Raw genomic sequence first — 22,355 nt, 5'->3', positions numbered from 1 at the left:
TAATTCTATATGATATACGCTAATTCTAACACTATGTTTTAAAATATTATATGTCATCTTTACTACAATTTGTTCCACGTGGAACAATGTAATTTGTGAGTATTCAAGTATTGGTTTTATGACCGGGTTCTTTGTTTACGTGTTTCCAAAGATATATGAGATTTTTCAGTAAAATGTTCCACGTGGAACATTGATCAAAGACCGTCAAATATAGTGTATCAATCCGTCATACATAATTTATTGAATCAGAGTCAGAATTACGTTCTTTATCGTATTGTTCCACGTGGAACAATACCAGTACCTTGATCATGAATTTTAGAAATTCTGCATTTCAGGTACATAGTTAAGATTTTCATAGAGTTCATTGATCATCATCAGATATATTCAAAACTGACCATCATTGTTTTATCTTTTCAATTCACGTTTCTAATTGTTCCACGTGGAACAATTAACCGAATCTTGCATCAGTTATATATTTGTTTCACTATTCACTTAAGCAGAATGTTCCACGTGGAACATTCAAAGAAAACGGGTGCTACGATTACCGCAACACCCGTAAATAACTTGATTATAGAAAAGATATCAGTTGTCAATGTTTGCCAGTTTAGCGTTCTCCTGGATGAATTCCTTACGGGGTTCTACCTGGTCACCCATGAGGAGTGTGAATGTCTCATCAGCCTCCTGTGCATCTGCAAGTGTAACTCTGAGGAGTTTACGAGTAACAGGGTTCATTGTCGTTTCCCAGAGCTGCTCTGAACTCATCTCGCCGAGACCCTTAAATCGCTGGATGAGAGGATTCTCCCACTTGTGAGCAATCTTGATCTCTTCGATCTCCTTTTCGTCATATGCATAATATGCTTCGTCACCCTTGTAGACTTTGAAGAGCGGCGGGCATGCAATATAAACATATCCGCCTTCAACAAGAGGTCTTAAGTATCTGAAGAAGAATGTGAGAAGGAGCGTCCTGATATGCGATCCGTCGACATCGGCATCCGCCATGATTATGACCTTGTGATATCTGAGTTTTGTCTCATCGAACTCATCACCAATACCGGCGCCGAGAGCCATGACTACTGGCTGGAGTTTCTCGTTTGAATAAACCTTGTCGATCCTTGCCTTCTCAACGTTGAGCATCTTACCCCAGAGAGGAAGGATTGCCTGATACTTACGCTCTCTGCCCTGTTTAGCGGAACCGCCAGCGGAGTCTCCCTCAACGATGAAGATCTCACAGAATTCCGCCTCATCACTCTGGCAGTCAGCGAGCTTACCGGGCAATGCGTTATTCTCAAATACTGTCTTTCTTCTTGTGAGTTCTCTTGCTCTCTTTGCTGCGTCTCTTGCTCTGGAAGCGGAGAGACACTTATCCATGATGAGCTTGGCGATATCAGGATGTTCTTCGAGGTAGATCTCGAGTTTCTCATATACTGCGCTGTCGACCATAGGTCTGATCTCTGCGTTACCGAGCTTACTCTTTGTCTGTCCTTCGAACTGAGGATCAGGAAGCTTGACTGAGATGATAGCTGCAAGACCTTCTCTCGTATCTTCACCCTGAAGCTTTACGTCGCCGTCCTTAATGAACTTATACTTCTTTGCATAGTCATTGATGGCCCTTGTCATAGCCGCACGGAAACCGACAAGGTGTGTACCGCCTTCAGGTGTAGCAATATTATTTGCGTATGTGTAGACAGTCTCCTGATAAGAGTCGTTGTACTGGAGAGCGATCTCAACGAAATTGTCACCCTGCTTTGTTGCGAAATAGATAGGTGGAGTATTGATAGCTTCCTTATGCCTGTTGAGATACTCAACGAAGGAGATGATACCGCCCTCATAATGGAGATGTTTCTTAACGGGCTCTGCTCCTCTGTCATCCGTCAGATCAATGGTGACTTCCTTGTTGAGGAATGCCATTTCACGGTAACGTGTGATCATGGAGTCAAAGTCAAAGACAATGTCAGGGAATATGGAATTGTCAGGGATGAAATTGGTCTTCGTACCTGTGTCTTCCTTCTCGCATGTACCTACGACATGGAGCGGAACAGTGGTCTTACCCTTCTCGAATTCGATCTCGTAGATATTGCCTTCACGGCGTACCTGAACCTTCATGTGATCAGACAGGGCATTAACTACGGATGCACCAACGCCGTGCAGACCGCCTGAGATACTGTATGCTCCGCCGCCGAATTTACCGCCTGCATGGAGCACTGTATGAACGACTTCTACGGTAGGGATACCGAGCTTCGGGTGATTACCAACAGGAATACCCGAACCGTTGTCTGTTACCGTAACTGAACCGTCCTTTTCAAGCACAACGTCAATGGTATCGCAGCGTCCTGCAAGAGCTTCGTCTACAGAGTTAGCGACGATCTCATAGATAAGGTGATGAAGACCTCTTAATGTGGTATCACCGATATACATGCCCGGACGTTTTCTTACCGCTTCAAGACCCTCAAGAACCTGGATATCATCCTCGCTGTATTCACTGTTGTTGGATGTATCGAAGCTGTCCTGATCTCCCTCGGCTGCCAGAACTTCAGCCATAGACTCTTCCTTGAAATCTTCGGTCAAAGCCCTGGGGTTTTCTGCCAGGTTCTTAAGCTCGTCATCGTCGCCTTCCTCTACAGGCTGGAAATAAAGATCGACAGCACCGGAAGGGCGGGAGGAGGGTTCCTTATTCTTGGAAGTCTCCTCAAAATTGAAATTCTTCTCGTCGTTTTCCTTCATAAATGTAAAAACTCCTATTCTTGGCGGCACAATCCTTCAAATACCGGAAAATGCTGCATATTCAACAAATTCATTTATCGTCTTCAGAAGTTATCGGATGACTTAAGCCTGTTTAATATCAGACCGGATGATAAAGAACAAACATATGTTTTGTCATCGGTTATAACCAATGTCTTCGGTATGTCTTCAGTCACATACTGCAGCCTGCCCTGTTCGTCTTCACGGTTCATATAGTCCGCTATATCCTTCTGGGAAGGGAGGACGGTCTCAAGATTGACTACTGCGGTAACTGAAGATTTGAGAACTGAAAGATCATTGCCGATGTGAATGAACATTTTCTGCCTCCAAATCGCCCGGAAACCTCTTCTAACCTATAAATTATAACATAAAAGGGAAGAATAATATGCTTATTATAATATTATATTAAAGAGAAACAGGGCCGTTTTTAGTGTAAATTGCCCTAAGATCAGGCTTCTTTCTCTATCTTTCCTTCATTTACGCGGTAAAACTGCGTATCTTTCGCCCATCCCATCAGGTCAATCTCTTCGCCTATCATGTTCTTATCGGTGCATGTGATGAATATCTGGGCTTCTTTCATAGAAGAAACAAGGCTGGATCTTCTGGTCTTATCGAGTTCGGAGAATACATCATCCAATATCAGGATCGGGGTAGAGGAGACGAACATCTTTATTATCTCCAGCTCGGACAGCTTTAAAGCCAGCGCAGCAGTCCTCTGCTGTCCCTGTGAAGAAAAGCTCTTCATGGCCAATCCGTCCAGTTTGATAACGATATCGTCCCTGTGGATACCAGTGGATGAGATATGCTTATCTATGTCGTAATTTCTGACAGATTTCAGCTTTGCGAGCACCAGGTCTGACAGGATACCCTTAATTCGCCCGTAATCGTCCTCTGAGAGGCCTTTATGCATGAACTCGTCATATTTACTGTTTTTTGTCAGAAACGTTTCTAAGGCCCCTACAACGCCAAATATAGTACTGTACTCTATGGAAAGGTTTTCCTTGCCGCCTGAAATGCTCCCGTGATGCTTTGAAGCCATATCCGATATAAGTTTTGCAAACCTGTATCTCTTGAGAATTATCTCCGCAGACAGATCTGCAAGCGAGAAATCCCAGAAATTTAGCTGTTCATCCGCAAGTCCCGGCATATCCTCATTTGTTTTCAGACGTTTCAAAAGGGCATTTTTCTGCGCCAGAAGCCTGCTGTAGCTGCTGAGGAGGTTAAAATATGACGGTGATATCTTCGATATGAGCGTATTGAGGAACTTTCTTCTGTATGCAGGAGCATTTTTTACGATATTCAGATCCTCAGGAGCGAAGATAACAATGTTACATATGCCGATATAATCGGATATTCTGTCCACAGGCGCGTTATCCCTTAAAAGAAGCCTTCCGCTCCTTCCGTTTTTGCTCAGATCCGACCTGTCGGTGTAATAACATGAAGAAAGCTGGACATTACTGCCGTCGTCATCAGTGAGATCCAGAGCAGTACAGTATTCATTCTCACCGAACTTAATCAGATCCTGATCTTTGCTCGTCCTGTGTGACGCAATGCTTGAAGCAACATATATTCCTTCGACCAGATTGGTCTTTCCCTGAGCATTATTACCGTACAGGATATTAACAGAAGGCCCGACATCCAGATCGAGCCTTCCGTAATTTCTGAAGTTTGTAAGATGTATGCTTCTTATGAACATTATCTTCTGATAGGAAGAATCAGATAAATATATTTCTCGCCTTCGACCGGCTTGATGATGCAGGGTCCCTGTCCGCCGTTTACTTCAACCTTGATGATCTCATCATCTATATTCTTGAGTACGTCGATAACATATCTTGAGTTGAAATCAACATCTATAAGATCACCTTCAAGACTGATGTCGATATTCTCCTGGAGATTACCTCTTGCAGAAGTAGCCTGGACTGTAAGCTCGGAAGGATTATTGCTGAGGAATCTTACAGGGCACTTGCGGTCATCTGTCATGATGATGAGGGAAGCTCTGTCAACTGCATCAAGGAACTGCTTGCGGTTGATCGTGATGACTGTCTTGGGGTTCTTTGCGATGATGGAATCAAAGTTGATGAACTGGCCTTCGATAAGACGGGAGATCATTCTTACGTTGCCGATATCGAATAAGAGATTCTGCATGGATGTATATATATTGATCTCAGCATCCTCGTCATCGCTTAAGATCTTGCTCATCTCGGTAAGAGCCTTACCGGGAACGATGTAATTGATCTTAGGGAAGTCATTGCCCATGTCTTCGCGGTTGATTGCCATTCTGAAACCGTCGATTGATACTACGGAAAGAACGGAACCGTCACTTACGATATTGCTTCCTGTGAGAACAGGACGTGAATTATCCTTTGATACTGCGAAGATTGTGTGGTTAATCATGTTCTTGAGGATCTTCTGACCCATTACGATCTTCTCAGCTTCATTCTCGTCGATCTCGGGAATCTTCGGGAACGGTTCGGGATCGAGACCGGAGATCTTGAACTCGGCCTGACCGCACTTAATCGTCGTCTGATAATTTGAATCTGAAATAATGTCTACTTCAGGTTCAGGGAGTTTTCTGATGATATCTCCGAAGAACTTGGAATCTATAACTACGGAACCCTTCTCGGTAACACTGGCTTCAACATCGGCCTCGATGCCTGTCTGAAGATCGTAGCCCGTGAGCTTTATCTTATTGTCATCTGCTGCTTCTATAAGAATACCGTTAAGAATATTTACTGTACTGTTGGTAGTAACAGCTCTCTGAACTATGGATACGTTATTGACCAAGTCATCTCTGCTGCATGTGAACTTCATCTGAAAGTGCCGCCTTTCTGAAAATAAAATATTTCAAACATTATACACTTAATATAATAAAAAATGTATAGTTTAACGGTGTTACAAACATCTGTTTTTAGGACATTTTCAGGACTCCGGACTTTTGTCCCTGTAGTATTTTGTTTAAGCTATTATCCGCTCTATTATGCCGTGTCGAAATGTTCAAAACTAAGCAAAACACCGTATTTTCATGCATTCTTCATAAGCGGAAGATGTATATAACAAATTAGTTTGATGTTCAAAAGAACACTGTTTTGAACACTGTTACATTTGTACACAAACCGTCTACAGTAAATCTACCGGAAGTTTTGCACTTAAGAACAATTATTGTTCATATCATGAGATGAGCTTTACGATCTCCTCAGCCTGGGCTTTGAGCGTCTCATCGGCATCAACGTTGTCACAGCCGTGCATTACGGTCGTATGTTTGCGTCCGCCGAAGATCTGACCGATCTTCTCATATTTCAATTCGAGATAATCCCTGCATATGAACATGGCGACATTACGGGCTGTCGATATCTCGGCGCTCCTGAGCTTAGAAGTAAGCTTGTCGGGAGTAAGGTCATAGTAGTTTGCAACGGCATTAATGACTATCTCCGGAGTCAGATATTTCTTCTTATTAGGAGATACGATGGGCATGATTATCTTCTGGATGTCTTCCAGAGAGAGCTCACCGTTAGCGAGAGTAACATAAGAAGATATCGTATTGAACGCGCCGTTGAGTTGTCTGATGTTGGTAGTGACATTCTCGCAGACATAATCGATTATCTCATCGGAGAGATTGAAATTCTCATTCTTGAGCTTGCTTAAGAATATGGCTTTTCTGGTTTCAAAATCCGGCGGCTGGACATCGAACATTATGCCGTCCTGGAAACGGGAGGTAAGCCTGCTGTTAAGTTCGGTAAGGTTCGAAGGAGCCTTGTCGCATGTGATAACGATCTGCTTGCCTGCCTCGATCAAAGCCTCGAAAGTATTGAAGAATTCAGTCTGGACACCTTCCTTGCCGATAAGAAACTGGATATCGTCAATGAGAAGTACGTCTACGGTACGGTATTTTTTACGGAATTCCGTATAATTCTTATTAAGGGTGCATGTGATAAAAGCATTTGTGAAGGCTTCACATGTCGTGTAGATGACCTTCTTTTCGGGATGCTGCTCTATGATCGCATTGCCGATAGCCTTCATGAGGTGGGTCTTTCCGAGTCCTGAATTACCCCACAGGAAGAAAGGGTTTCTCTGTTTCTGACCTGGCTTTGAAGCAACGGAAACGGCAGAAGCGTGTGCGAAACGGTTACAGTCACCGACTATGAAATTTGCAAAAGTGAACTCACCGTTCAGGCCTGTAGAAGTGGGAACCTCGCTCTTTGCCTGTCTTGCCGCCTTTTTCTCGGAATTTACGGATGAATTGAGAGCATTCTCGTCACCCTCGAGAATGAATTTGACGGCACAAGGCTTACCGCCGTTGGCAGTCTTTATTGCTTCTTCAATGATCTTGCCGAGCTTCTGGCCCTTTACCAGGTTAAGAGAGAATTCATCTCTTGCGGCGAGAACCAGTACGTCATTGTCGCAGTGGGCGACGCTCATCTTGCAGAGGATGGAATCATATGTGAACTTGTCGATATTTGAATCATAATTCAGAAGTTTAAGCGCATTATCCCAGATCGATCTGTCCATGTAACCCCTCCGTAACAAAAAAGACGTGCGTTTAACATATTATCACGGTTTGAGAGTATAATGAATAAGCATTTTACCTTAAAAATCTTTGAAAAATCAGGCAGGATAATGAAAGAAAAATACTACGGCAGTAAGGAGAGATCCAGGTCAAAGGCGGTCAGTACGGGACTCATAATCCTGAGCGTCGTCTTCCTCATTACAGGCATCATCCTGCTGCTGATAGAGCCCATAAAGCGCCTCAACAGACAGAGGATCTCAGGCGAAGCTCTCAATGTCATAGAACAGAAGATCTTCGAATCCGGAGCAGATGAGGCGGAGATGACGTTCGTCGTTCCGGCGACCGGAAACGAGGTCAGCGGCGAAGAATACGATTTCATTGAAGAACCGGAAGAGACCGAAGAAGAGGAAGAGGGTTCCGGCGGATATGTAACCCTTAACTCGATCGGCATCCTGAGCATAAGCAGGATCAACATCAAGTATTCTGTATGGGATGAAGCCACGAAGGTCTCATTGAGATACGGACTGGGTCACTATCCCGATTCCGTAATGCCCGGAGAGATCGGAAATGCGACGATTCTGGGGCATAACTACAAGGACGGATCGATGTTTCACAGGCTGAGCGAACTGAAGATAGGAGACAAGGTCGTCTTCAAGGGTACCGACGGCGTTGAGAAGGTCTTCTATGTCGAGGAATCCAAGATAGTAAGTGCCGATGATCTGGTCGACATGGCTGTGGGAAACATCACTGACACAAGGCAGCTCACGCTCGTCACATGCACTTACGAATACGGAAGGCACGGCTGGAGAAGGGTGGTCATCTGCAGGATGGAGCCTGATCCGGAGCCCGAAGAGACTACGGCAGCCTATACTGAACCCTATACAGAAGAAACGTCAGGACAGACGGAAGAGACGGCAGGAGAGACATCCGAGACCGTTGAAACAACGGCTGAGACAGCTTCCGAGACTGTTTTGGAGACCACCGCGGAATCAACTGAAGAGACGCCGGCTCCCTCTGTTGAAGAGACTTCGGAAGAAGCCTGAACATAAAATCCCCATATTTTAAATATTTCTGTTATAATTGGCGCGGGTTTTTAATAAATCTTTTAAAGAGACATCAATTTTTGGAGGAATAAATATGGTAACGGCAATAGTTGGCGCCAACTGGGGCGACGAAGGAAAGGGTAAGATCACTGACCTTCTTGCAAGTGAGTCTGACATCGTCATCAGATTTCAGGGCGGAGCAAATGCAGGACACACCATCATCAACGACCACGGAAGATTCGCTCTTCACCTCATGCCTTCCGGAGTATGCCACGAGAACATCGTGAACATAATCGGCAACGGCGTTGCTCTTGATATCAGAAAGTTCATCAAAGAGTATAACGAGATAAAGGAAAAGGGACTTAACCCCCAGCTCCTCGTATCCGACAGAGTACAGGTCGTTATGCCTTACCATGTTGATTTCGATAAGTTCGAGGAGGAAAGACTCGGCGGCAAGGCCTTCGGCTCCACAAAGTCAGGTATCGCTCCTTTCTTCTCAGACAAATATGCAAAGATCGGTTTCCAGGTTTCCGAGCTCTTCGACGAGGAGACATTGAAGGAAAAGATCAACAGAGTTCTTGAGATCAAGAACGCACTTCTCGTAAATCTTTATCACAAGGATCCCATCAATGCTGACGAACTCCTTGCCGAGATGCTCGAGCAGGGAAGACTCATCAAGCCTTTCGTTACAAATACACAGGCTTACCTCTACGAAGCAATCAAGGAAGGAAAGAAGATCCTTCTCGAAGGACAGCTCGGAACCATGAAGGATCCGGACATGGGCATCTACCCGATGGTTACATCCTCTTCAACTCTCGCAGGCTACGGCTGCGTAGGCGCAGGCATCCCGCCCTATGAGATCAAGAAGATCGTTGTCGTTACAAAGGCTTATTCATCCGCTGTCGGCGGCGGAGCTTTCGTATCCGAGATCCTTGACGAGGCAGTCGCAAAGGAACTCAGAGACAGGGGCGGCGACAAGGGCGAATACGGTGCCACCACCGGACGTCCGAGAAGAGTCGGCTGGTTTGACTGCGTTGCAACACGTTACGGCGTAAGGCTCCAGGGCGGTACAGACGTTGCCCTCACGAACCTCGACGTACTCGGTTACTTAGACAAGATCCCGGTTTGCACGGGCTATGAGATCGACGGCGTTGTCACAAAGGATTTCCCGAATCCCACGCTGCTCGACAGATGCAAGCCGGTTATCGAATATCTGCCTTCATGGAAGGGCAAGGGCGAGATCAGAGGACTTACCGAATATGATAAGCTCCCCAAGGAAGCCCAGGACTATGTCGAATTCATCGAAAAGGAGATCGGCGTACACATCTCTATCGTATCCACTGGACCCGTAAGAGAAGAGATCATACGCAGATAAGTTTCACTTAAGACCTCGAAATAAAAAGGGGGTTTCCGGGATGAAGATCACAGGTAATAAAGCTGTAGTAGTTGTTCTGACTGCGGCTGTGCTGATGAGCGCTTTTTTGCCCACAGGCTGTTCTCATAATGCGAAGGATAAGGAAGAGATAAAGACCATCACACAGGATTTCATCGACGCGTTTGCCGAAGGTCCCGGCGAGGTGGAAGATCTCATCGACGGCGATGCAGGTTTCCTTTCTGATGACAGCGAGGAGAATGAGGTCATAATGAAGCTGGCTTCCGCCACGGAGATCAAGCAGTTCACCGAGATCGAGGTCGACAGGAGGGAACTGAAGGCTAAGGCCAGGATGAAGATAAAGTATATCGACATCAGTGAATTCTGCAGGGCCCAGGGAAGAGGATTCCTTACCAAAGACGATTATCTGCACAGGATAGATTCATACAGTGATCTGGAAACGGAAAATCTCACTCTGAACTTCGTTTTCGATGAGGATGAGGGCAGATGGCTCATAAAGCAGAGTTCCGCGGAAAAATATTTCGAGATCTTTGACCGCCCGTATCTTTTGAATATGGTATCCTCATCGGCAGACGATGCCGATGATATCTTCAATGAGGTCTACGAACACCTGGCTCAGGGTGAATTCGACCTCTCATACTATTCTTTTGATCTGAATGAGATGAGGATCTTTGATGAACGTGAGAGCGACGATCCGGCTGTTGTGGAAGCAGCGGCGGAATTCGCGAAGGCATATTTCAAGTACATCGTAGACCACGGAATCCTGATCGAGACCGATTACGGCGATTTCTGCAGCGCGACGCTCAAAGGTTTTGCACCGTCAAAAGAAGAGATACTCGGTTACATCTCGAGCGACGAGCACATAATCGAGATGTACATGACGAATATCAGGATGGCCAGTTCCGTTAACAGGGACATCCAGCCGGTACATGTCAGAAACGCCATAGCTGTCGAAGTTTATCTCGATCTTGCGAAAAGGATCCCTGACATGGAGTCCGAAAGGTATACGGTGGAACTCAGTTTCGATGCATCAAAGGGAGATAACACCGCGCTGACCATAGGCGGATACGACAGCGCCATTCTGCCTATTACCGAAGACGAAGTGTATATCGCGAACACGGTCTCCACGGAGCAGGAATTCAGATGCCGCCAGAAAGCCCTTGACAGCCTTTTAGACGCGGGCGAGATACCGCAGGCAAAATACGATGCCTACGAAGCTGCTTTGGACAGGGACTGGAGCATCAGGAACGGTCAGACACCGCTGCCCTATACGCGCAATGTTGAGTGGGAAGGCACGGAAGAGCACGAAAACCAGGCCGTCAGAGTCACCGAGGAACTTCCGGAATGGTCAGACGGTCAGCTTATCTACGGCAACTCCGAAGAAGATGAGAACGGCGTCTTCATGTTCTACAGCAAGGAACCCGGCTGGCTCGATACCGCAGGCTACAACATCGGCGACGACGGCATAACTGTGATGCTCAGATACGACCATGAGTTCACTAAGGATACCGAACTGCTCCTTGACTGGTATATCGACGGGGAGGCATATAAGGACACCATAAATGTTGTGGTCAAAGAGGACGGCACCGCAGAATTCGAGTTCACGCTGGTAAATACTGAGATACCGAAGTACGGCACCGTCGAACTCCGTCTCTGGGAAGCAGACCATTCACATGTAATTGCATACATAAAACTTACGCAGTCCTGAACGGAGCACGGATCATGATCAAAACCAAGGCTGTAAGTCTCGTCCTGACACTCCTTCTGATACTGGGCATTATCCTGACATCCGGCTGCAGCGCGGATAAAGGCAGCGATGCCGAAGAGATAAAAGAAGTAACGGAGCGGTTCATTGAAGCATACGGCTCAGGAAACACCCGTGTTCTTGACGAGATCGTAAAAGACGGTCTCATGTACGCCGACCTTCAGACAACATACGGCAGGGTCTTTATAGAGATCGTTGCCATGACAGAGGTCGATGATTACGAATACATAGACGTGGACAGGAAGGACAGGACTGCCGTAGCCAAAGTAACGCTGTATGTGATGGACACAGAGGAGCTGGACAAAAGGCTGGGTGACGGAATCGTGCTCGAGGAAGACGTCCTGGATGAGATCTATACCCTGACCATGCGCCGGAAAGAAACCTTAATGCTGAACTATGCTTACGATATTGACAACGGAAGATGGCAGATAAAGCAAAGCTCGGCAGAGGATATACTTGATCTGTTCAATCACATGAAGTTTCCCGCCAATCTTTCAAAGCATTCTCCGGAAGAGGCGGAAATGATCTTTAACCGGATCTTCGACGACTTTTCAAAAGGTGATTTCGATCAGGTGTGGTTAAAACTGGACCGCGATGCAATACGCGTTTTTGACGACGGGTCTTATGATGATCCCGCAGTTGCCGAAGCTGCTGAAGCATTTGCAAAGGCTTATTTTGGCTATATATATGAACACGGCGTCACGATCGATCATGCATACGATTCATATTTTCACGTCAACCTTAAAGGGTTCGCTCCGTCGCACATCGCGCTGCTCGATTATATGTCGGGCGATGAATTCGTCACCAGAAACTACAGGACGGTATTGACGAGTGTCAACAGGCACGATCCCGATACCGAAACGGAAGCGATCTACTGTGAGATGTATGCGGATCTGTATACTGCCATGGCAGAACAAGTCGCTAATATGGAGAGCGAGGAATACACCATCGAGTGTTATTTCGATCCCACTAAGAGTGCCGTGGACGTGAAGTTTGAAGGCGAGCTCATTCCTATCCCCGCGGATAAGGTCGAAGCCGCGAGCATAATCTCCGGCGATCAGAGACTGAGATGCAAGAGACAGGCCATTGAAGACCTGTACGCTTCCGGTGAATATACGAAGGAGCAGTACGATCAGGCGATCTCCGATCTGGAACTGGATATCACTCTAACAAAAGATCCTTCATATTATTTGAACGAAAACGTCGACTGGGAAGGAACGGAAAACTACAGGAACCAGGCCGTAAACGTCACCGAATCGATTCCTGACTGGGCATGGGCTGACGGAGTGATACTCGGAACTTCCGGAAAAGACGGCAACGGCTACAGCATGGAATATCTCAAGTCGTCCGGCTGGCTCGACACGGCAGGCTACTGCATCAGCGACGGCGGCATTACGGTGCTGCTAAAGTTTGTCAGGGCATACAGTGCGGGGACAGTACTTATCTGTGATTGGAGCATAGACGGGAAGGAGACCGCATCCGAGACATTCACCGTTGAATCTGACGGTACGGACGTCTTTGAATTCATCCTGCCAGGCACGGAACTCGGCAAATACGGCACCTGTGAATTCAGTCTCTGGAACGAAAAACACGATACCGTGCTCGCGGTTGTTAGGCTTACCAAAACATAAGCCTTATGAGGCTTTCTGATTTGCGCTAAAAAACAATCAAAAAGTGATTTTGCATTGAACGGCGCAGGATTATAATCTACCCATAAATATTATATGATTCCCGGAGGGTTCCCCATGGCCAAGGAAATGATCCTCGTTCTCGATTTCGGAGGGCAATATAACCAGTTGATCGCAAGAAGAGTAAGAGAGCTCTCGGTCTACAGCGAAGTAAGACCATACACCATGAGCCTCGACGAGATAAAGGAACTTGCTCCCAAGGGCATCATCCTCACCGGCGGACCTTCCACAGTATACGAAGATGACGCGCCCAAGTGCTCACCCGAGCTCTTCAAGCTCGGCATCCCGGTACTCGGTATCTGCTACGGCGCACAGCTCATGAACTACCTCCTGGGCGGCGAGGTTAAGTCCGCTCCCGTCAGAGAATACGGCCACACTGACGTTAATGTTGATACTGAAGCAAAGCTCTTCAAAGGCGTTCTTTCCAAGACCGTCTGCTGGATGAGCCACACAGTCTATATCGCAAAACCCGCACCCGGATTCAGGATCACCGCACATACAGAGGTATGCCCTGTTGCAGCAGCTGAGAACGTAGAAGAGAATCTCTACTGCGTACAGTTCCACCCGGAAGTTGTTCATACAGTCGAAGGCACGACGATGCTCGCAAACTTTGTTAAGGACGTCTGCAAGTGCAAGTGCGACTGGAAGATGGATTCATTCGTTGAGACATCCATCAAGGAGATCCGCGAAAAGGTCGGCTCAGGCAGAGTCCTCTGCGCTCTTTCCGGCGGCGTTGATTCGTCTGTTGCCGCAGTACTCCTTTCCAAGGCAGTAGGCAAGCAGCTCACATGCGTATTCGTTGACCACGGACTTCTCAGAAAGAACGAGGGCGATGAGGTCGAAGCTGTATTCGGACCTGAAGGCCCTTATGATCTTAACTTCATCAGAGTCAACGCACAGGAGCGTTTCTATTCAAAGCTCGCAGGCGTCGAGGATCCTGAGACAAAGCGAAAGATAATCGGCGAGGAATTCATCCGCGTATTCGAAGAGGAAGCCAAGAAGGTCGGTGCTGTCGACTTCCTCGTACAGGGTACCATCTATCCTGACGTTATCGAGTCCGGCCTCGGCAAGAGCGCCGTCATCAAGTCACACCACAACGTAGGCGGCCTTCCCGACTATGTTGATTTCAAAGAGATTATCGAGCCCTTACGTCTCCTCTTTAAGGACGAAGTAAGAAAGGCAGGCCTTGAGCTCGGCATTCCCGAAAACCTCGTCTTCCGTCAGCCGTTCCCGGGTCCCGGTCTTGCGATAAGGATCATCGGTGAAGTTACGGCCGAGAAGGTAAAGCTCGTTCAGGATGCAGACGCGATCTTCAGAAGAGAGATGCAGCTTGCAGGCTTCGACAAGTACGCCAACCAGTATTTCGTTGCACTCACAAACATGCGCTCAGTCGGCTGCATGGGCGACGAGAGAACTTACGATTATGCATGTCTCCTCCGTGCCGTTACGACTACAGACTTTATGACAGCTGAAGCAGCAGAACTTCCCTGGTCACTGATAAACAAAGTCACGAGCAGGATCGTAAACGAAGTAAAGGGCATCAGCCGAGTCTTCTACGACTGCACAGGGAAACCTCCGGCAACGATCGAACTCGAATAATTGCAAAACGCTAGAAATGCCCTAAAACAGGGCATTTTCAATTTCAATGTCAACAAAATGTCAACATAATATGGCACCTCACTAATTTTGTGTCAGGGTGTGTCTGTTATTATTTACTGGTTCTGCAGCTCAAAAAGTTATCAAGAGAACTTTACCCGGATGATATAATTATCTTGTCTGAGGGAGTGAGCCCTTAGTCGAGAAAATAATCAGGATAATAGATTAAGACAAATCGGGATTTGTGGAGGTTGCGATGAAGAATTATACACAGGCATATGTAAAAAACAGTTTTGAAGCAGCAGAAACATACTGCAAAGCTTTTGGAGCAGAAATAACTCGTGAGTTTAAAAACGAAGATAACACTGCTTATGAGCACTGTGAGCTATCTGTAAACGGAGAAGGTTTTTTGGCATTGGCAGAAGCGAAAAATCCTTGTGATATAGATGTAGTACATAAATACAAGTGGGAAACTATGACCTTTAACGTTTTTGAAATGGGAACAGAAGAAGCGGTTTATAATGCTTTTCAAGTTTTGAGCGATGGGGGTGTAATTATCGAACCTATCGGAGAACTTCCATGGAGTAAATGTTGTGCCACCATTATTGATAAATATGGTGTGTGCTGGTGGATATCAATTTAACAAATTCGGATTTGTCGGGATGAACGATAGAGCGTTATCTCACGAATTTAGTCGACAAACAGAGAGGTAATTTTAACCCATAAAGAATATCAAAAAGGGTCTAGCTGTACACTACAGTGTACTGTAACTGAAAAAGGAGGAACAGCGATGCAGAATTTTATTTATCACATGCCTGTCAAGGTCTATTTCGAGGAAGGCGGTGTAAAGAAATACCTTTCTAAGGAAATGGAAAAATACGGGAAGAATATCATGATCGTTTACGGCGGCGGTTCCGTCAAAAGGAACGGTATCCTGGATGAAGTCAGAAAAACCCTGGAAGAATGCGGCAAGACTGTGTTTGAATTCGGCGGAGTCGCTTCCAGTCCTTCCTATGAAAAGATTCTGGAAGGAATCGCAATGTATAAAAAAGAAAACATTGATCTCATGATTGCCCTTGGCGGCGGATCAGTTGTTGACAGCACCAAGATCATGGCTGCCGGCGCAGAGATTGAGGGAGATATCTGGGACGAAGAGATGATCAGACACAATATTCCAGAAAAGATGGGAAAATATGCAGTTGTCCTGACAATTTCCGGCGCCGGCGCTGAGATGGACCATCTCGGAGCGTGTACAAACGAAAAGACACATGAAAAGAAAACATTCGTCGGTCCGTACGCAGACTTTGTCATTGAGGATCCTGCCTATGTGATGTCAGTTCCGCTTCACACCTTTACACCGGGTGTATTTGACTCATTGAGCCACTGCATGGAAACCTGTTTCGGCCAGGGAACAAACGTCTGGGATGAGATCAATGAATCCCTGATGAAGAATATCATCCGCAACGGAAGAGCATTAATGAAAGACCCTGACAATATGGAGATCCGCTCCAATCTGATGTGGGATTCCTCCCTGATCCAGTCGTTCAGCTTCTATACAGGCAAGCCCGGCGATTTCCAGGCCCATGGCATTGAAAACATGCTGGCAGCTTATACCCATGCGGCGCACGGACGCCAGCTGGCAATCCTGCAGCCGGTCTATTATGACCATATTGTTGAAGCTGGTTCTGAAATGTTTGCCCGCTTTGCGGTCAATGTCATGGAAGTTGATCCGGAAGGAAAAACACAGCTTGAAACCGCGAAGGAAGGCATTGCGAAACTGCGTGAATTTATAAAATGTCTTGAACTACCGATGACATTCTCTGAAGCAGGAATCGAAGTGACTGAAGAAACAGCTTCCGCAGTTGCGGCGACATGCAATGTCACCACAACCAATGCCCGTCAGCTGTCACGGGAAGAAATCAAAGAGATCATTCTTGAATGCAGATGAGCAGATAAGACTGAGGAGGAGATATGATTTTCTATTTCACAGGAACCGGCAACAGCCTGTATGCCGCGAAACATTTTGATAAAGAGCTTTACAGCATTCCCAAGGAAATGAAAAAGGAGAGCATGAAGTATACAGCAGGGAGCCTTTGTCGAGAAAATTAACAGAACAAACGACAAAGTAAGATTGATTGAATATGAACAATACCAAATGGAATGAGAAGAAAAAATGAGAGTGATAATAGAAACAGAAAGATTGATTATTAGAAATCTTAGACCTGGTGATGAACATGCGGTATTTGCTTGGGCAGGTGATCCGGATGTTGCAAAATATATGATATATCCACAGTATAATTCGGAAGCAGATGGAATCGAATGGTTAAAGGACAGGCAGCTGAAAGCTGATGATCCCAACGACTATGACCTGGGATTTGTTTTGAAAGAAACCGGAGAACTGATCGGTTGTGGCGGATTGGTATACCATCCTGATATCGACGTATGGAGAATAGGATACAATCTAAGGAAAGATGCTTGGGGAAACGGCTACGTGATGGAAGCATTAACTGCAATCATGGATGAAATCAGGAAAACAAGAAAGATTCGAGCAATAGAAGGCCTGTTTGCTGTAGAAAACTACAAAAGTCAGCGTGTTATGGAAAAACTGGGGATGACCTTCGTTGAAGATACTGAGTACGAGAAATTCGATGGGAGTGCTCATTTCCTTGCAAAGAAATATAGGCGTGTATTTGAATGAGTTTTTAGAAAACTGATTTATGAACCACCTTTATAGAATGTAGGATTAGAGCATTAAATAGACAGTTTTATAGACGATGACAAATCGGGATTTATCTTAGAGATAATTGATGGACGAGAATTACCAGAATATATGACAATGAATAAGGGGAAGATATGTGGCTGATCATGGCGGCTTTATCCGCGCTCTTTGCCGGACTTACGGCGATACTTGCGAAATGCGGGATCAAAAAGACTGATTCAGACGTGGCGACTGCTCTGCGGACGGTCGTTGTACTCCTTTTTGCCTGGATCATGGTGTTTATCGTTGGCTCTGCTGGAACGATCACGGAAATATCGGCAAAATCTATCATCTTCTTAATTCTGTCCGGCTTTGCGACAGGAGCCTCGTGGATCTGCTATTTTAAAGCCCTGTCCGTCGGCGATGTGAACAAGGTCGTTCCCGTCGATAAATCCAGCACGGTTCTGACAGTGCTTATCGCAATCATCCTTTTCAGTGAGACAGAACATCTGGCGGTCAAGCTGATCGGTACTGCACTTCTTGCGGCAGGCGTGTTTCTGATGATCGAAAAGAAGAAAACTGAAGCAAAGGACACAAAGCGCACGTGGCTGCCCTACGCGATCGGTTCCGCTGTTTTTGCTGCCCTGACCTCTATTCTGGGAAAGATCGGCATAACGGATGTAGAATCAAATCTCGGGACGGCGATCCGTACTGGTGTTGTTCTTGTTATGGCTTGGCTGATCGTCTTCGTTAAAGGCAAAGGTGCTGAACTGAAAAATACTGATTCCAAAGAACTTGTATTCATAGCTCTGTCCGGGATTGCCACAGGCGCATCATGGCTCTGTTACTATTACTCCATACAGAACGGCGTCGTCAGCGTTGTCGTACCGATCGATAAGCTCAGCATTATCGTTTCCGTCGCTTTTTCCTATTTCGTATTCAAAGAAAAGTTGAGCAGAAAGGCGCTTGCCGGGTTGATTCTGATTGTTGTCGGCACTTTGGCGATGGCGATCTGGGCATAGGAAACAAATAACGGCAAATTCAGATTTGTCGAGATGATCGTTAGAACATAATATCTTGAATTTAGTCGACAAACAGAGAGATAATTTTAACTCATACGCCAAGATTGACAGAGAAGATATGGATGCTTTGAAACGTTTAGGGAGAATGGCTGCCGAAGGAATTATCAAGGATGATGATCCGGTTTGGAAATAATTCTTGTTTTATTGAAGATGAGAGTTTTTTAAGCCAACAAAAAGCCAACTTCCGCTCCTAAAAAGCCAAAGAATTGGTGGAATAGGAAGAAAAATACCACAAGATATTGTGCTTTTTGGAACTTAACTACCACAAGATATGGGAGTTGGCAAAGAGCTTGAATAGTCTACAAAGCCTGGGAATACCCTAAAATATGGCATTTCATTTTTTAAAGCCAACAAAAAGCCAACCAAAATCAGTGATATGTATTTTTCAGAAGTCCTCCCGTAGTCATAGGTGGACTAGATTTGCAGCGCAAAAAGCTATCAAGAGAACTTAACCACGATGTTATAATTGAGAGGACAGAGGAGGGGATCCTTTGTCGGGAAAATTAACAGTATAGACAACAAAATCGTGAATTGTACGAGCTAGGAGCAATCCTGGCTCGTATTGTAAAATGGAACATATAATAATCAGTAAAGAGGAAAAAGTTTATGGCGTTTAGAGTTGAAGAGAATGCTGATACAAAAATAATCAAGGACCTGTTTGTTGAGTATTCTCATATCAAGGGTGCGGAAAGCTGCTTTGTATCATTTGATAAAGAATTGAATGGTCTTGAAGGATATTATTCCGGCGGAGCGATATTGACTGGATTTGAAGAAGACAAGCCTGTGGCATGTGTAGCTGTCAAAAAGATAAATGACGAAACATGTGAAGGAAAACGATTGTTTATCAAGCCTGAATACAGAGGAAAAGGGTATGCCCGGATAATGATCAAGGCAATGACGGACAAGGCCTCTGAACTCGGATTCAAAGAAGTTGTTTTTACGACCAAACCGGCTGTCATGAGCGTTGGATATGGTCTGTATAAACGGATGGGGTTTGAAGAATTATCAGAAGAAAACGGAATCGTCTCTATGAGAATAGATCTTAGAAAGTGAATGAATACTATGATAAAGATACGTGAAGCAACAACAGAAGATGCAGCAAGACTTGTTGAAATCTACTCATACTATGTGTTAAACACAGCCGTTTCATTCGAATATGAGGTGCCTTCAGTTGAGGAGTTTACTGAAAGAATGAGAAATGTAATGAAGAAATATCCTTATTTGGTTGCGGTCAAGGATGACTACATAGTCGGATATGTGTATGCTGGAACTTATAGCGCCAGAGATGCATATTCCTGGACGGTGGCAAATTCAATATATGTGGATAAAGACTACAGAAGACAGGGAATCGGCGCCTTGATGTATGGCGAGCTGGAGAAGCGTTTAAAAGAGCTGGGTATCGTGAATATGCTTGCCGGAAGTGCCTTTTGCGAGACTGAGGATGAATATCTTTCTCACGACAGTTATGAATTCCATAAACACATGGGATATGAAAAGGTCGCTCAGTTGAAAGGCATCGGAAAGAAATTCGACCGTTGGTATGATCTTTTATGGATGCAGAAGAAACTGCAGCCGGAAGTATAGATAATAGACAGGATATTCAATTGTGAAAATATTGTCGGATCTTTTCATAGTGTTCTTTAAGATTGGTCTGTTTACCTTTGGTGGCGGATATGCCATGCTGGCTTTGATCGAAGATATCTGCGTAGAGAAGAAAAAGTGGATAACCCATGAAGAGATGATGGATATAACTGTAATTGCAGAATCAACTCCCGGTCCGATCGCGATCAATCTGGCTACATATGTTGGCTACAAATTGCGGAAAATACCGGGAGCTCTTATCGCTACGATCGGCATGATTATACCCTCTTTCTTCATTGTTTTTCTAATCTCTCAGTTCCTGGACCGTTTTCTTGAGATAAAGTGGGTATCAAGCGCTTTTCAAGGGATCAAGATCGCTGTTGCCATTTTGATAATAGACGCAGCTGTAAAGATGATAAAGAAGATGAAGAAAAAACCTTTCCCGATCACCATAATGATTGTTGCCCTGATCAGCATGCTGGTCATTAATATCATTGCCCTGCATGTTTCTTCTTTGGTGATAATGCTTGCAGGCGCTGTAGCCGGTCTTATCTTTTACGCGATACACGATCGAAGCAGAAAGGAGCCGGCAGTCAAATGATCTATTTGAAACTGTTTGTCGCTTTTCTTGAGGTTGGACTTTTCTCGTTTGGAGGAGGGTATGTATCGATACCTTTGATACGTGAGATCGTACTATCCTACGGTTGGATGGATGATGAGATGATCACTCATATGATCGCTGTCAGCGAGAGCACACCCGGTCCGTTAATGGTCAATATGGCAACATATGTCGGCAGTTCTCAAGGCGGGATCCTTGGAGCGCTGATCGCTACACTGGCTGTTGTGCTTCCTGCGTTTCTGATAATAGTATTGGTAATGGCCATTCTCAGAAGGTTTATCAGCAACAGATATTTCCAGGCGATCCTTAGCGGAATGAAACCGTGTATTATCGGAATAATAATGGCAATGGGTATCTATTTGATGGTTCAAAATTGTTTTGGAAGTAATTTTTCCGGAATAGATATTATGGCTGTTATTATGGCAATTTTACTGGGTGTTGTTTATTGGGGGTCCAGAAAAATAAGGAAGAACGGGATTTCTCCGATACTTCTGATCATTATTTCTGCAGGCGCCGGAGTTTTTTGCTATGGATTTAGATAAAACTTATAATTTGTTGACATAAAGGAGGATACTTATGTATATTGCAGTAACTTATGAAAACGGAAATGTATTTCAGCATTTCGGACATACAGAACAGTTTAAGATTTACTCTGTAGATGATGGTAAAGTTGTTGGCAGCAGTATCGTTGATACTAACGGAAGCGGTCACGGAGCTCTTGCCGGTTTTCTTCAGGAGCACTCAGTTGACACACTTATCTGCGGCGGAATCGGTATGGGTGCCCAGATGGCTCTGGCTGAAGCCGGCATTAAACTCTATGGTGGTGTTCAGGGCAATGCTGATGATGCCGTTAATGCTCTTCTGTCAGGTAATCTGGCTTATGATCCTGATGCAAAGTGCGATCACCACGATCACGAAGCAGGACGCGACTGCGGCAACCATGGCTGTGGTGGCGGAAACTGTCACGAGTAAGTCCGGATAATTAACAGCAAGATGAACTAATGCAACATTTATATATCTCTATTTGTATTTAAAGTATCTGTCGTAACTGGAGGAGAACTTAAAGATGCTTAACCCAAAACACATTTTGATATGTATCCTTGTCGCAGGCTTCATTCTCACTCTGCCTGCATGCTCGAACGTGTCTGAAACGACTGAAACTCAGGGCTCCACGTCTGCAGCTTCGACAAGATCTTCGAACTATAAGGCTCCTGATTTTCCGGAAGGTATGGATCACGAACCGCCTCAGGGGCTGGGATTCGATATTTCAAATGAGGATGTTTTCGAGAAGGGATATTACGCCGTGCAATACGATTCATTCCCAGGCGCATATTTTTACTGGTCCTCGAAAAACAACTCCGGCTCAGACATCGAGTGGAGCGTATATCTTTCCGATAAGGAACTTTCGGAAGACGAGATCAAAGAGCTTTCCAAAACAAAATCGCTGGGAGTCAACGAAGGCTCGGATGCAATAAGCGAGGGCCAGTGGATATACGTCCTTTGCAGCATCAATAAAGAGACTGCATCCGCACCGGTCGACGCGACATTCCATCTCTCAAGTTTCAGGGACTATGCATGACGGCTCTCAAGTCTTGGTATAAAGATGAACAGATTGAGAAACTGGTTGATAATTGCTATCTTGTCAGA

21 protein-coding genes are annotated in these 22,355 nt (G+C 45.3%); 16 read left to right on the top strand and 5 right to left on the bottom strand.

What is annotated here, in order from left to right; translation table 11 throughout:
- Window positions 1-582 precede the first annotated feature (582 nt).
- The 5 genes from gyrB to dnaA form a co-directional block, all read right to left on the bottom strand.
- Window positions 583-2,538 carry a DNA topoisomerase (ATP-hydrolyzing) subunit B gene (gene gyrB / locus BO18_RS25055; protein ID WP_051689258.1) on the bottom strand — a complete coding sequence of 652 codons (1,956 nt, stop codon included), beginning with the start codon at window positions 2,536-2,538 and terminating at the stop codon, window positions 583-585.
- Between the two features lie 266 nt (window positions 2,539-2,804).
- The gene (locus BO18_RS25050; RefSeq protein ID WP_034450415.1) at window positions 2,805-3,056 is read right to left on the bottom strand and encodes an extracellular matrix/biofilm biosynthesis regulator RemA family protein; all 252 of its coding nucleotides are present in this window, start codon (window positions 3,054-3,056) and stop codon (window positions 2,805-2,807) included.
- Window positions 3,057-3,187: 131 nt separating this feature from the next.
- Window positions 3,188-4,435, bottom strand: coding sequence for a DNA replication/repair protein RecF (gene recF, locus BO18_RS25045; protein ID WP_034450414.1), 1,248 nt, complete (start codon window positions 4,433-4,435; stop codon window positions 3,188-3,190).
- Window positions 4,435-5,550 (bottom strand): DNA polymerase III subunit beta, encoded by a 1,116-nt coding sequence (gene dnaN, locus BO18_RS25040; protein WP_034450413.1) that lies wholly within the window; start codon window positions 5,548-5,550, stop codon window positions 4,435-4,437. Before dnaN ends, recF begins: the two co-directional genes overlap by 1 nt.
- Before the next feature lie 357 nt (window positions 5,551-5,907).
- A complete protein-coding gene (dnaA, locus tag BO18_RS25035) occupies window positions 5,908-7,245 on the bottom strand; it encodes a chromosomal replication initiator protein DnaA (protein WP_051689140.1) in 1,338 nt (445 codons plus the stop codon).
- 60 nt (window positions 7,246-7,305) lie between these two features.
- Here dnaA and BO18_RS25030 point away from each other — a divergent pair, with 60 nt between their 5' ends.
- From BO18_RS25030 to BO18_RS24960, 16 genes are all read left to right on the top strand, one after another.
- A complete protein-coding gene (locus BO18_RS25030; RefSeq protein ID WP_034450412.1) occupies window positions 7,306-8,286 on the top strand; it encodes a class D sortase in 981 nt (326 codons plus the stop codon).
- Window positions 8,287-8,380: 94 nt separating this feature from the next.
- Window positions 8,381-9,661, top strand: a complete 1,281-nt coding sequence (locus BO18_RS25025) for an adenylosuccinate synthase (RefSeq protein ID WP_034450411.1) — start codon at window positions 8,381-8,383, stop codon at window positions 9,659-9,661.
- A 40-nt stretch (window positions 9,662-9,701) separates the two neighbouring features.
- Window positions 9,702-11,387, top strand: coding sequence for a hypothetical protein (locus BO18_RS25020; RefSeq protein ID WP_034450410.1), 1,686 nt, complete (start codon window positions 9,702-9,704; stop codon window positions 11,385-11,387).
- A gap of 14 nt (window positions 11,388-11,401) precedes the next feature.
- Window positions 11,402-13,075 carry a hypothetical protein gene (locus BO18_RS25015; RefSeq protein WP_034450409.1) on the top strand — a complete coding sequence of 558 codons (1,674 nt, stop codon included), beginning with the start codon at window positions 11,402-11,404 and terminating at the stop codon, window positions 13,073-13,075.
- Window positions 13,076-13,189: 114 nt separating this feature from the next.
- Window positions 13,190-14,731, top strand: coding sequence for a glutamine-hydrolyzing GMP synthase (guaA, locus tag BO18_RS25010; protein WP_034450408.1), 1,542 nt, complete (start codon window positions 13,190-13,192; stop codon window positions 14,729-14,731).
- A 253-nt stretch (window positions 14,732-14,984) separates the two neighbouring features.
- Window positions 14,985-15,371: a VOC family protein gene (locus tag BO18_RS25005; protein ID WP_034450407.1), complete on the top strand. Its 387-nt coding sequence runs from the start codon at window positions 14,985-14,987 to the stop codon at window positions 15,369-15,371.
- 147 nt (window positions 15,372-15,518) lie between these two features.
- Window positions 15,519-16,676 carry an iron-containing alcohol dehydrogenase gene (locus BO18_RS25000; RefSeq protein ID WP_034450406.1) on the top strand — a complete coding sequence of 386 codons (1,158 nt, stop codon included), beginning with the start codon at window positions 15,519-15,521 and terminating at the stop codon, window positions 16,674-16,676.
- A gap of 23 nt (window positions 16,677-16,699) precedes the next feature.
- Window positions 16,700-16,837: a hypothetical protein gene (locus BO18_RS35105; RefSeq protein ID WP_242856604.1), complete on the top strand. Its 138-nt coding sequence runs from the start codon at window positions 16,700-16,702 to the stop codon at window positions 16,835-16,837.
- Window positions 16,838-16,901: 64 nt separating this feature from the next.
- Window positions 16,902-17,426: a GNAT family N-acetyltransferase gene (locus tag BO18_RS24995; protein ID WP_034450405.1), complete on the top strand. Its 525-nt coding sequence runs from the start codon at window positions 16,902-16,904 to the stop codon at window positions 17,424-17,426.
- Window positions 17,427-17,581: 155 nt separating this feature from the next.
- Window positions 17,582-18,448: an EamA family transporter gene (locus tag BO18_RS24990; protein WP_022785503.1), complete on the top strand. Its 867-nt coding sequence runs from the start codon at window positions 17,582-17,584 to the stop codon at window positions 18,446-18,448.
- Window positions 18,449-19,114: 666 nt separating this feature from the next.
- Window positions 19,115-19,561 carry a GNAT family N-acetyltransferase gene (locus BO18_RS24985; protein ID WP_034450404.1) on the top strand — a complete coding sequence of 149 codons (447 nt, stop codon included), beginning with the start codon at window positions 19,115-19,117 and terminating at the stop codon, window positions 19,559-19,561.
- 9 nt (window positions 19,562-19,570) lie between these two features.
- Window positions 19,571-20,092 carry a GNAT family N-acetyltransferase gene (locus BO18_RS24980; protein WP_034451754.1) on the top strand — a complete coding sequence of 174 codons (522 nt, stop codon included), beginning with the start codon at window positions 19,571-19,573 and terminating at the stop codon, window positions 20,090-20,092.
- 22 nt (window positions 20,093-20,114) lie between these two features.
- Window positions 20,115-20,690 carry a chromate transporter gene (locus BO18_RS24975; protein ID WP_034450403.1) on the top strand — a complete coding sequence of 192 codons (576 nt, stop codon included), beginning with the start codon at window positions 20,115-20,117 and terminating at the stop codon, window positions 20,688-20,690.
- Window positions 20,687-21,250 carry a chromate transporter gene (locus BO18_RS24970; protein WP_034450402.1) on the top strand — a complete coding sequence of 188 codons (564 nt, stop codon included), beginning with the start codon at window positions 20,687-20,689 and terminating at the stop codon, window positions 21,248-21,250. Before BO18_RS24975 ends, BO18_RS24970 begins: the two co-directional genes overlap by 4 nt.
- A gap of 34 nt (window positions 21,251-21,284) precedes the next feature.
- The gene (locus tag BO18_RS24965; RefSeq protein ID WP_034450401.1) at window positions 21,285-21,680 is read left to right on the top strand and encodes a NifB/NifX family molybdenum-iron cluster-binding protein; all 396 of its coding nucleotides are present in this window, start codon (window positions 21,285-21,287) and stop codon (window positions 21,678-21,680) included.
- A gap of 94 nt (window positions 21,681-21,774) precedes the next feature.
- The gene (locus BO18_RS24960; RefSeq protein ID WP_034450400.1) at window positions 21,775-22,287 is read left to right on the top strand and encodes a hypothetical protein; all 513 of its coding nucleotides are present in this window, start codon (window positions 21,775-21,777) and stop codon (window positions 22,285-22,287) included.
- The last annotated feature ends 68 nt before the right edge of the window (window positions 22,288-22,355 follow it).

The organism is Butyrivibrio sp. AE2032 (assembly GCF_000702965.1).
This window is presented reverse-complemented; position numbering and strand designations above follow the sequence as displayed.

Excerpts from the sequence above, each read along its gene's own strand:
- gyrB (WP_051689258.1), bottom strand. The coding sequence starts at position 2,538 with ATGGCTGAAGTTCTGGCAGCCGAGGGAGATCAGGACAGCTTCGATACA.
- BO18_RS25050 (WP_034450415.1), bottom strand. The coding sequence starts at position 3,056 with ATGTTCATTCACATCGGCAATGATCTTTCAGTTCTCAAATCTTCAGTT.
- recF (WP_034450414.1), bottom strand. The coding sequence starts at position 4,435 with ATGTTCATAAGAAGCATACATCTTACAAACTTCAGAAATTACGGAAGG.
- dnaN (WP_034450413.1), bottom strand. The coding sequence starts at position 5,550 with ATGAAGTTCACATGCAGCAGAGATGACTTGGTCAATAACGTATCCATA.
- dnaA (WP_051689140.1), bottom strand. The coding sequence starts at position 7,245 with ATGGACAGATCGATCTGGGATAATGCGCTTAAACTTCTGAATTATGAT.
- BO18_RS25030 (WP_034450412.1), top strand. The coding sequence starts at position 7,306 with ATGAATAAGCATTTTACCTTAAAAATCTTTGAAAAATCAGGCAGGATA.
- BO18_RS25025 (WP_034450411.1), top strand. The coding sequence starts at position 8,381 with ATGGTAACGGCAATAGTTGGCGCCAACTGGGGCGACGAAGGAAAGGGT.
- BO18_RS25020 (WP_034450410.1), top strand. The coding sequence starts at position 9,702 with ATGAAGATCACAGGTAATAAAGCTGTAGTAGTTGTTCTGACTGCGGCT.
- BO18_RS25015 (WP_034450409.1), top strand. The coding sequence starts at position 11,402 with ATGATCAAAACCAAGGCTGTAAGTCTCGTCCTGACACTCCTTCTGATA.
- guaA (WP_034450408.1), top strand. The coding sequence starts at position 13,190 with ATGGCCAAGGAAATGATCCTCGTTCTCGATTTCGGAGGGCAATATAAC.
- BO18_RS25005 (WP_034450407.1), top strand. The coding sequence starts at position 14,985 with ATGAAGAATTATACACAGGCATATGTAAAAAACAGTTTTGAAGCAGCA.
- BO18_RS25000 (WP_034450406.1), top strand. The coding sequence starts at position 15,519 with ATGCAGAATTTTATTTATCACATGCCTGTCAAGGTCTATTTCGAGGAA.
- BO18_RS35105 (WP_242856604.1), top strand. The coding sequence starts at position 16,700 with ATGATTTTCTATTTCACAGGAACCGGCAACAGCCTGTATGCCGCGAAA.
- BO18_RS24995 (WP_034450405.1), top strand. The coding sequence starts at position 16,902 with ATGAGAGTGATAATAGAAACAGAAAGATTGATTATTAGAAATCTTAGA.
- BO18_RS24990 (WP_022785503.1), top strand. The coding sequence starts at position 17,582 with ATGTGGCTGATCATGGCGGCTTTATCCGCGCTCTTTGCCGGACTTACG.
- BO18_RS24985 (WP_034450404.1), top strand. The coding sequence starts at position 19,115 with ATGGCGTTTAGAGTTGAAGAGAATGCTGATACAAAAATAATCAAGGAC.
- BO18_RS24980 (WP_034451754.1), top strand. The coding sequence starts at position 19,571 with ATGATAAAGATACGTGAAGCAACAACAGAAGATGCAGCAAGACTTGTT.
- BO18_RS24970 (WP_034450402.1), top strand. The coding sequence starts at position 20,687 with ATGATCTATTTGAAACTGTTTGTCGCTTTTCTTGAGGTTGGACTTTTC.
- BO18_RS24965 (WP_034450401.1), top strand. The coding sequence starts at position 21,285 with ATGTATATTGCAGTAACTTATGAAAACGGAAATGTATTTCAGCATTTC.
- BO18_RS24960 (WP_034450400.1), top strand. The coding sequence starts at position 21,775 with ATGCTTAACCCAAAACACATTTTGATATGTATCCTTGTCGCAGGCTTC.